General features: G+C 70.3%; 9 protein-coding genes. 4 read left to right on the top strand and 5 right to left on the bottom strand.

All coding sequences use genetic code 11. The features are described from left to right. Positions 1 to 308 precede the first annotated feature (308 nt). The 5 genes from AB0I28_RS37430 to AB0I28_RS37410 form a co-directional block, all read right to left on the bottom strand. Positions 309 to 929: a response regulator transcription factor gene (locus AB0I28_RS37430; protein WP_357500828.1), complete on the bottom strand. Its 621-nt coding sequence runs from the start codon at positions 927 to 929 to the stop codon at positions 309 to 311. Beyond that, complete coding sequence (locus tag AB0I28_RS37425) at positions 926 to 2,260, bottom strand: sensor histidine kinase (RefSeq protein WP_357500826.1); 1,335 nt, start codon at positions 2,258 to 2,260, stop codon at positions 926 to 928. Before AB0I28_RS37425 ends, AB0I28_RS37430 begins: the two co-directional genes overlap by 4 nt. Before the next feature lie 6 nt (positions 2,261 to 2,266). Beyond that, positions 2,267 to 3,031: an ABC transporter permease gene (locus tag AB0I28_RS37420; RefSeq protein ID WP_357500824.1), complete on the bottom strand. Its 765-nt coding sequence runs from the start codon at positions 3,029 to 3,031 to the stop codon at positions 2,267 to 2,269. Then, positions 3,031 to 3,966 carry an ABC transporter ATP-binding protein gene (locus tag AB0I28_RS37415; protein ID WP_357500822.1) on the bottom strand — a complete coding sequence of 312 codons (936 nt, stop codon included), beginning with the start codon at positions 3,964 to 3,966 and terminating at the stop codon, positions 3,031 to 3,033. The genes AB0I28_RS37420 and AB0I28_RS37415 overlap by 1 nt, the downstream gene beginning before the upstream one ends. A 152-nt stretch (positions 3,967 to 4,118) precedes the next feature. Continuing rightward, the gene (locus tag AB0I28_RS37410) at positions 4,119 to 5,201 is read right to left on the bottom strand and encodes a tetratricopeptide repeat protein (RefSeq protein ID WP_357500820.1); all 1,083 of its coding nucleotides are present in this window, start codon (positions 5,199 to 5,201) and stop codon (positions 4,119 to 4,121) included. 236 nt (positions 5,202 to 5,437) lie between these two features. Here AB0I28_RS37410 and AB0I28_RS37405 point away from each other — a divergent pair, with 236 nt between their 5' ends. From AB0I28_RS37405 to AB0I28_RS37390, 4 genes are read left to right on the top strand one after another with little or no spacing between them, the layout of a single operon-like run. After that, positions 5,438 to 5,803: a hypothetical protein gene (locus AB0I28_RS37405; protein WP_357500818.1), complete on the top strand. Its 366-nt coding sequence runs from the start codon at positions 5,438 to 5,440 to the stop codon at positions 5,801 to 5,803. 32 nt (positions 5,804 to 5,835) lie between these two features. Further along, on the top strand, positions 5,836 to 6,249 hold the full coding sequence (locus AB0I28_RS37400; RefSeq protein WP_357500816.1) for an ABC-2 family transporter protein: 414 nt from the start codon (positions 5,836 to 5,838) through the stop codon (positions 6,247 to 6,249). Beyond that, positions 6,242 to 7,048 (top strand): ABC-2 family transporter protein, encoded by an 807-nt coding sequence (locus AB0I28_RS37395; protein ID WP_357500814.1) that lies wholly within the window; start codon positions 6,242 to 6,244, stop codon positions 7,046 to 7,048. The genes AB0I28_RS37400 and AB0I28_RS37395 overlap by 8 nt, the downstream gene beginning before the upstream one ends. Next, positions 7,045 to 8,022 (top strand): ATP-binding cassette domain-containing protein, encoded by a 978-nt coding sequence (locus tag AB0I28_RS37390; RefSeq protein WP_357500812.1) that lies wholly within the window; start codon positions 7,045 to 7,047, stop codon positions 8,020 to 8,022. The genes AB0I28_RS37395 and AB0I28_RS37390 overlap by 4 nt, the downstream gene beginning before the upstream one ends. Positions 8,023 to 8,045: the final 23 nt, after the last annotated feature.

The raw sequence follows: 8,045 nt of genomic DNA, 5'->3' as shown, positions 1-8,045 counted from the left end.
ACTCCGTCCCAAACCCTGCTGGGAGGCTTCGCCCCCAGACCCCCACCAGGAACTCCGTCCCTGGACCCGGACCTCTCGCCTCGGCTACGGGCCGTTCGGTCTCGGACTATGTGCGGCCGGCTACGCCTCGGCCGCAAGCCGCAAGCCGCAAGCCGCAAGCCGCAAGCCGCTGGCTGGCCGCAGGCCCGCCATTCCTCCGCCCGCCCTGCGCCAGGCACCCGTTAGCCCTCACCCTGTGCCCCCAGCCCTCAGCCCCCAGTCCCCCAGTCCCCCAGTCCCCGGCCGCTACCGACAACCCGCCCCCACCGTCACGTCAGCAACCGCCGGCGGTACCCCTCGGCCACCGCGGATGCCCGGTCGCGGGCCCCGAGTTTGTCGTAGATGTGCTGTAGGTGCGTCTTGATGCTGGCCTCGCCGATGAACAGCGCTTTGGCGGCCTCGCGGTTCGAGTTGCCGTTGGCGACGAGTTGGAGCACCTGCTTCTCGCGGTCGGTCAGTGTCCCTGCGCCCGGTCTGCGGACCTGCCCCATGAGGTGTTGTGTCACTGTCGGCGCGAGGACGGATTCTCCTCGGGCGGCCGCGCGGACGGCTCGCGTCAGTTCGTCGGGGAGGGCGTCTTTGAGGAGGTATCCGATGGCGCCGGCTTCGATCGCGGGCAGGACGTCGCTCTCGCTGTCGAAGGTGGTCAGGATCAGTACTCGGGTGCCCGGTGCCTGCTCGCGCAGGGCCGCGGTGGCGGCGACGCCGTCCATGCCGGGCATTCGCAGGTCCATGAGCACGACGTCGGCTGCGAGCTGCTTCGCGCGTTCGATGCCCTCGGCGCCGTCGGCGGCCTCACCGACGACGATGATGTCCTCGGCGTCGGCGAAGGTGTCGCGGAGGCCGCCTCGCACGATCGGATGGTCGTCGACGATCACCAGTCGAATCAATGCTCGGTCTCCCCTTCTGCCCTCGTGCCCCCGGGGGCGATCGCCGGAACGCGCGCGCTGACGGATGTCCCTTCACCGGGTGCGCTCTGCACCTCTATGTGTCCGCCGACCCCTCTGATGCGCTGGCGCATGCTCGTCAGGCCGAAGCCGGTGCCGACCTCCGTCGCGAACCCGCGTCCATCATCGCGCACGTCCAGCAGCACCTCGGGGCCCGTGTACGACAGCGTGACGCCGACGCGTGTGGCCTCCGCGTGCTTCGCCACGTTGGTCAGGGACTCCTGCGCGACCCGGAAGAGCGACACCTCGATCGCCGGGCTCAGCGGCTCGCGGGTGCCGGTGACCTCCATCCGCGCGCTGATCCCGTGGTCCCGCGACCAGCGTTCGGTCAGCGTGCGCAGCGCGTCGGGGAGGTGCGCCCGCCCGAGTTCCCGGGGCGCGAGCGCCCGCACGGACCGTCTTGCCTCGGTCAGACTGCTGCGCGCGAGCCGAAGCGCCCGCGCGACGTGCTCTTCGGTCTCGCCTCGCCCACTCGCCGCACGCTGTGCCGCCTGGAGCTGTGTGATGATGCCGGCGAGTCCCTGGGCCAGTGTGTCGTGGATCTCCCCGGCCAGTCGCTGCCGCTCATCCTGCGCCCCGGACTCACGGGCCTGCGCGACCAGCTGCGCGTGGAGTCCGGCGTTCTCGTGCAGCGCCGCTTCGAGTCGCTCGACGAGTTCCTCCCGCTTGCGTTCCTCGGGTTCGCTGCGCGCGGTCAGCAGGATGCCCACCCCGATCGCCGCGGTCTGCACGGCGACGATCAGCACGAACTCCGCGAGGACGTCGGCGGTCGGCTCGGCCCACACGCGCATCGCCGAACCGTTGAGGACCACGGAGGTGGCCAGGACTCCGAGCACTCCCAGCGGCCACGGCCTGAGCAGGTACGCGTGGAAGAAGCCCGCGACGGTGAAGACGATGAAGATGTCGGCGTACGTCATGAGGGCGACGCACAGCACCAGCAGCCCGACGAAGAAGACGGCCGTCGACACGGGCCGAAGCGTCCTCCTCTTGATGGGCAGCGTGTGACCGAACAGCACCCACGGCACCGAGACCGCGACCAGCCCGAGGACGGATGCGCCCTCGGGCCAGAAGCGTTCACCGGAGGCCGGGAGCACCCGTGTGAAATAGATCGCCGTCGAGATCGTCAGCAGGAGCCAGGGCGTGATCAGCTGCAGCAGGTCCCAGACCCGCAGCTGCTCCTTCTTCCAGGCCAGCCGGGAGCGGTGGGCCTCGGCGACGGCGGATTCGTGCGTGCCGAAGCTCGGGCGCTCGCCGGTCCCGGCATCCCGCGTCATCGACATCTACTCCCAGCGGAAGAGTTTGGCGGCGATCGCGCTCCCGGCCACCGCGATACCCGCCATTATCGCGATCTGCAGCCAGAAGGGCCGGCCACCGGCGGTGGCGGTGATCTCGCCCGCTTCTGCCGACCACGCCGCGGTGAGAGCCTGCAGGCCGGGCGGCACGGATTCGCCGGCCTCGCGCAGCACGTCTGGCATGAGCGTTCGGGGGAGGAAGGCTCCGCCGAAGAACATCAGCGCGACGAACAGGAGCGTGCCGATCTGGTTCGCGGCGCTGCTCGTGCGGGCCACGGCCGCGGAGATCATGCCGATCCCGAGCAGTGCCGCGTAGCCGACGACGAAGGCGGCGAGGAATTCCAGGGGACGCTCGGGCGGCGCGATGTCCAGCACCGCCCACGCGAGGAAGATCATGAGCGCCGCGGAGACGACCACGGAGGCGAACGCGACGATCATCTGGGCGAGCAGGACACGCCGCGGCGGCGCGGGAGTGGTCGACAGCCTGCGCAGGATGCCGCGCTCACGATAGGTCGCGATGACCGCCGGGACGTGCTGCACGGCGATCATCACCATCCCGAACACCAGCGCGGTCGGCGCCCAGATGTCGATGGACCGCAGCCCGCCGGTTTCCGGCGACGACTCCTTGAGCGCCGGGATCGAACCCAGCACGAGCAGGAGACCCGCCGGGAACAGCACACCGAACATGACGGTGGCGGAGTCTCGAAGGAAGAGTCTCGTCTCGACCTTGACCATCTTCAGGAGAGCGGGCATCAGGCGCCCTTCCTCTCGGAGGATTCCGGGGACTGCGGGGCGCGTCCGGTGAAGGCCACGAACGCGTCGTCGAGGTTGCGCTGGTCGACGCGGAGGTCCTCCGCCACGACCTGCGCCCTGGCCAGGGCCCCCGCGACGCTGCTCAGCAGCTGCCCCCTGCCGGTGACCAGCCAGCGGCCCTCGGTGATCTCGACGTCGGTCACGTCGGGAAGCCGGGTCAGGACACTCGTGTCCAGCGGTTGACTCACCCGGAACCGGACCTGCTGTACCGGGCTCGACCGCGCGATCAGCCCCGCGGGCGTGTCCACCGCGGCGACCCGGCCACCGTCGATGACGGCGATCCGGTCGCTGAGGCGCTCGGCTTCGTCCATGAAGTGCGTGACCAGGAGGATCGTGACGCCGGTGTCACGAACCCGTTCGATGAGGCTCCAGGTGTCGCGCCTCGCCTGCGGATCCAGTCCCGTCGTCAGCTCGTCGAGGATCGCGATCCGCGGGCCGCCGACCAGGGCGAGCGCGATCGACAGCCGCTGCTTCTGCCCGCCGGAGAGGGCCTTGTAGCGCGTGTCGCGCTTCTCGGTGAGGCCGAGGAGTTCCATGAGCTCGCGCCAGTCGGCGGGGTCGCGGTAGAAGGAGCTGTAGAGGTCGAGGGCTTCGGCGACCTTGATCGCGTCGGGGAAGCTGCTCTCCTGCAGTTGGACGCCGAGTCGCTCGCGTACCTCCGCCCGGTCCTTGATCGGGTCGAGTCCCAGTACGCGGATCGAGCCCGAGTCGGGTGTTCGCAGGCCGGCGATGCTCTCGACGGTCGTCGTCTTGCCGGCGCCGTTGGGGCCGATGATGCCGAAGATCTCGCCTTCCTCGACGGTGAAGGAGACGTCGTCGACGGCGATCTGCCGCCCGTAGCGCTTGTGCAGGTTTCGCACTTCCAATGCGGTCATGCCGCGAAGTTACGGGCGCATCCGGCCCCGCCACATCGACCGCGGCCACGGGGCCGGGGTTGATTCCCGCCTCCACCATTCGGTGGATCGTGAGCGCCTCGCCGGTTCAGGAGTGCCCGAACCCCGGCGTTCCCGCCGAGCCCTCCACCCGCTCACAAGGGCCCGTTGTCCACCACCACGAACGACTCCAGTCGCGACAGCACCTGTTCGCGCCGGTACCGCTCGGGCAGGACCTCGACGCCGTCGCGGTCGATGGCGCCCCACTGCCCGAAGGACGTGCACACCGCGAATCCGCCGGGGTGCGCCAGCACCTGCCGGTACTTCGGTGGCACGACGAGTTTCCCGGACCGGTCGACCGCTCCCTTGCCGCCGCGGCGGTCGATGCCGACCACCCCGTCGACGAACCCGTCGACGGTGCGTCCGTCGGGCATCTCGGTGCGCATCTCGTCGTAGAGGAACGGGACGACGGTGCGGCCCTCGCGGGTGATGGCGCCCCACAGGCCGCGCCGGACGGTGGCGACGCCGCCGCGGAAGTCGCCGACCTGGTCGAAGGCGCTCATGATGACCGAGCGACCTTCGGCGTCCTTGTACCCGTAGCGGCCGGATTCGCGGTCGCGGAAGGGGCGCGGGGCGGGGTGGTGGGCGCGTTCGGCCCATGAACGTGGACGCGGGCCGAAGCCGTAGGCACCGGCGCGGCGGTGGGCGGCGTCGAGGGCGTAGGCGGCGATCGACGTGAGCCATTCGTCGTTGTTGGAGTCGTCGAGTGCGCGCTCCAGGTGGATCAGCGCCTCGATCAGGCGGCCCTGCGCGATGCAGGACAGGCCCGCGTGCAGCCGCACGGAGGCGACGAAGGAGCGGGGGAGTTCACCGGCCTCGGCGAGCGCGAACAGGCGGTCGGCCTCGTCGTGCTCGCTGCGCCAGGCGTGGACGCGGGCCAGTCGCGCGCGGGCGGGGGCGACGATGAGGTCGCGGCCGGTCGCCTCGGCGATCTCCAGGGCCTGCTTCCCGTCGGCCATGGCGGTCTCGAAGTCTCCGAGCAGCCGCGAGGCGACGACCTTGAGGCCGAGCAGCCGGGCCCGGTCGACGTCGAGGTGCAGCGTCGGGAGACGACCGCTCATCTCCTCGCGCACAGCCCACAACGACTCGGCGTCGTCCACGTACTCGCGCAACGTGTTGGGGTCGAAGCGCATGGTGGCGCGCTGCAGCGCCCTGGCCAAGCCTGCCGTTTCCGTCATCTGGGTCCCGATACCGCCCGGTGGCCGCCGTATGCCACCTGCACTAACCACACATCTCTGGCGCCTACTCTGCCATGCCGCCCGAGGCAGCGGAAGATCTGGCCCCGGTTGATATCCCGTGCGCGAGCGCGGTGTACCGCGGGTAAAGTACCCCGTTCGCGCCCTGGACTCGCGAGCCGTAGCCGCTCGCCTGGACTCGTGATCATTTCGTGCTCGTTCGTATCCAGGGAGTTCCTTTGAATGTGCAGAGCGTCGCCATGGGCGCCGCCTTGGCACGTGCCGGTTTCCGCCGTTATTCCACGTATCGACAGGCGACTCTCGCGGGCCTGTCCACCAACATCGTCTTCGGGATGCTGCGCATGTACGTCCTGATGGCGGCCTCCGCCGCGGCCGGCGGCGCCATGGCCGGCTACACGGTCGAACAGCTGGGCACCTACATCTGGGTCGGCCAGGGCCTGCTGGCCACGATCCTGATCTGGGGCTGGTCCGAGCTGGCCGACCGGGTCCGCAGCGGCGACGTCGTCGCCGACCTGCTGCGCCCGGTGACCCGCTGTGGACCTACCTGGCCACCGACCTCGGCCGGGCCGGCTTCGCCGCGCTGACCCGCCTGCTGATCCCGGTGCTGTTCGGCGCGGTGTTCTTTCCCTTCTACTGGCCCGAGCGGCTGGTGAGCTACCCGCTGTTCCTGGTGAGCCTGACGCTGGCGGTGACGCTCTGTTTCGCCTGCCGCTACCTGGTGAACCTCACCGCGTTCTGGCTGCTCGACATCCGGGGCGTGTCCTCGCTGTGGATGGCCGCGTCGAGCGTCCTTTCCGGGCTGTACTTCCCCATCGCGTTCCTGCCCGAAGGCCTCGCCGCCGCGCTCCAGTTCGGCACCCCGTTCCCGTCGCTGATGCAGTTCCCCACCGACGTCGCCGTCGAACGCGACGGCCTGCCCGGTCAGCTGACCCGCATCGGCGTTCAGTTGGCCTGGACGGTGATCCTGTTCGGACTCGCGCTGTACGTGCAGCGAAGGGCCCTGCGCAAGCTGGTGGTCCAGGGTGGCTGAGAACGCCTTCACCGCCTACCGCCGGATGCTCGGCGCGCAGGTGCGCAGCATGACCCAGTACCGGACCTCCTTCGCCATCGACCTGAGCACGCAGACCGTGTTCAGCGTGCTCGACATCGTCGCCATCCTGGTCATCTTCCGGGTCACCCCGAGCCTCGGCGGTTTCAGCCTGGAGCAGGTCCTGCTGGTCAGCTCGCTGTCCGCGCTCGGTTTTGCGACGGCCGACCTGCTGGTCGGCAATGTCGAACGGCTGCGCCACTACGTGCGCACCGGCCTGCTCGACGCCGTCCTCATCCGTCCGCTCTCGGCGCTCGGGCAGCTGCTCGTGCTCGACTTCGCCCCGCGCCGCTTCGGCCGGGTGATCTTCACCGGAGGGCTGCTGGCGACCGTGCTCGCCGTCTCCGACATCGACTGGACGCCCGCGCGCGTGATGCTGCTGGTCGTGACGCCGGTCGCGGCGACGGTGTTCTTCAGCTCGGTGTTCGTGCTGACCGCGTGCGTCGCCTTCTGGTGGATCGACTCCGGGGAGTTCGCCAACTCGCTGACCTACGGCGGCCGGGACTTCACCAGCTACCCCCTGACCGTCTTCGACGGGCTGTTTCGGCGGGTCTTCGGCTTCGTCCTCGGTTTCGGCTTCGTCGGCTACTACCCGGCCCTGGGGATCCTCGGCGTCGCCGACCCCCTGGGCATGCCGTCCTTCTTCGTGTGGGGCGGGCCCGTGGCCGCGGGCGTCGCGGCCCTGCTGGCCGGCATCGGCTGGCGCACCGGACTTCGGCACTACAAGGGAGCGGGATCATGAGCGGGAGAGAAGCGGTCGTCGAGGTCACCGGCCTGCGCAAGGACTTCACGGTCTACAAGAAGATCGGGCGGCTGCGACGCGAGAAGCGGATCGTTTCGGCCGTCGACGGTGTCGACCTGCGCATCGAGCGCGGGGAGATGCTGGGCTACATCGGCCCCAACGGCGCGGGGAAGTCGACGACCCTGAAGATGCTCACCGGCATCCTCACGCCCTCGGCGGGCGAGGTGCGGGTCTGCGGCCTCGCGCCGGTGCCGCAGCGGCTGGCGCTGACCCGCCGCATCGGCGTCGTCTTCGGGCAGCGGTCGGTGCTGTGGTGGGACCTGCCGCTGCGGGAGTCCTTCGACCTGCTCCGGCACGTGTTCCGGGTCCCGGCGGCCGAGCACGCCGCCCGGCTGGAGATGTGCCGGACGCTGCTCGGCCTCGACGAGTTCGCCGACACCCCGGTCCGGCAGCTCTCGCTGGGCCAGCGCATGCGGGGCGAGCTGACCGCGGCCCTGCTGCACGGCCCGGAGATCCTGTTCCTCGACGAGCCGACCATCGGCCTCGACGTGGTCAGCAAGCAGGCGGTGCGGTCCTTCCTCGCGGAGACCTCCCGGCGCGGCGACACCACGATCGTGCTGACCACGCACGATCTGGCCGACATCGAGCGGCTGTGCCGGCGCCTGGTGGTCATCGACCACGGGCGGGTCGTGCACGACGGCTCCCTTGAGGCGCTGCACGACCGCTACGGTTCGCGGCGGCAGGTCGTCGTCGACCTGGAGGACCCGTGGACCGGGGAGCTCTCGGTCGGCGGCGCGGTCGGCGAGCTCGACGCCGAGGACCCCCGCCGGGTCAGTTTCGCGCTGACCAACGGGACCTCGACGGCCGGCGAACTCGTCGCCCGGCTCGCCTCGACCGTCGCCCTGCGGGATGTGTCCATTGTGGAGCCCGACATCGAGGACGTCATCGCGCGCCTGTACGCCACCGCGCACTGAGGCCGGGGCCGCCGGCCCGCGAA

It is taken from the genome of Phytomonospora sp. NPDC050363 (genome assembly GCF_040655735.1).
Classification (GTDB): domain Bacteria; phylum Actinomycetota; class Actinomycetes; order Mycobacteriales; family Micromonosporaceae; genus Phytomonospora.
The sequence above is the reverse complement of the archived record's forward strand: the minus strand, read 5'-3'. Positions and strand labels throughout refer to the sequence as shown.

Coding starts and splice junctions, on each gene's coding strand:
- AB0I28_RS37425 (WP_357500826.1), bottom strand. CDS start 2,260: ATGACGCGGGATGCCGGGACCGGCGAGCGCCCGAGCTTCGGCACGCAC.
- AB0I28_RS37420 (WP_357500824.1), bottom strand. CDS start 3,031: ATGCCCGCTCTCCTGAAGATGGTCAAGGTCGAGACGAGACTCTTCCTT.
- AB0I28_RS37415 (WP_357500822.1), bottom strand. CDS start 3,966: ATGACCGCATTGGAAGTGCGAAACCTGCACAAGCGCTACGGGCGGCAG.
- AB0I28_RS37410 (WP_357500820.1), bottom strand. CDS start 5,201: ATGACGGAAACGGCAGGCTTGGCCAGGGCGCTGCAGCGCGCCACCATG.
- AB0I28_RS37390 (WP_357500812.1), top strand. CDS start 7,045: ATGAGCGGGAGAGAAGCGGTCGTCGAGGTCACCGGCCTGCGCAAGGAC.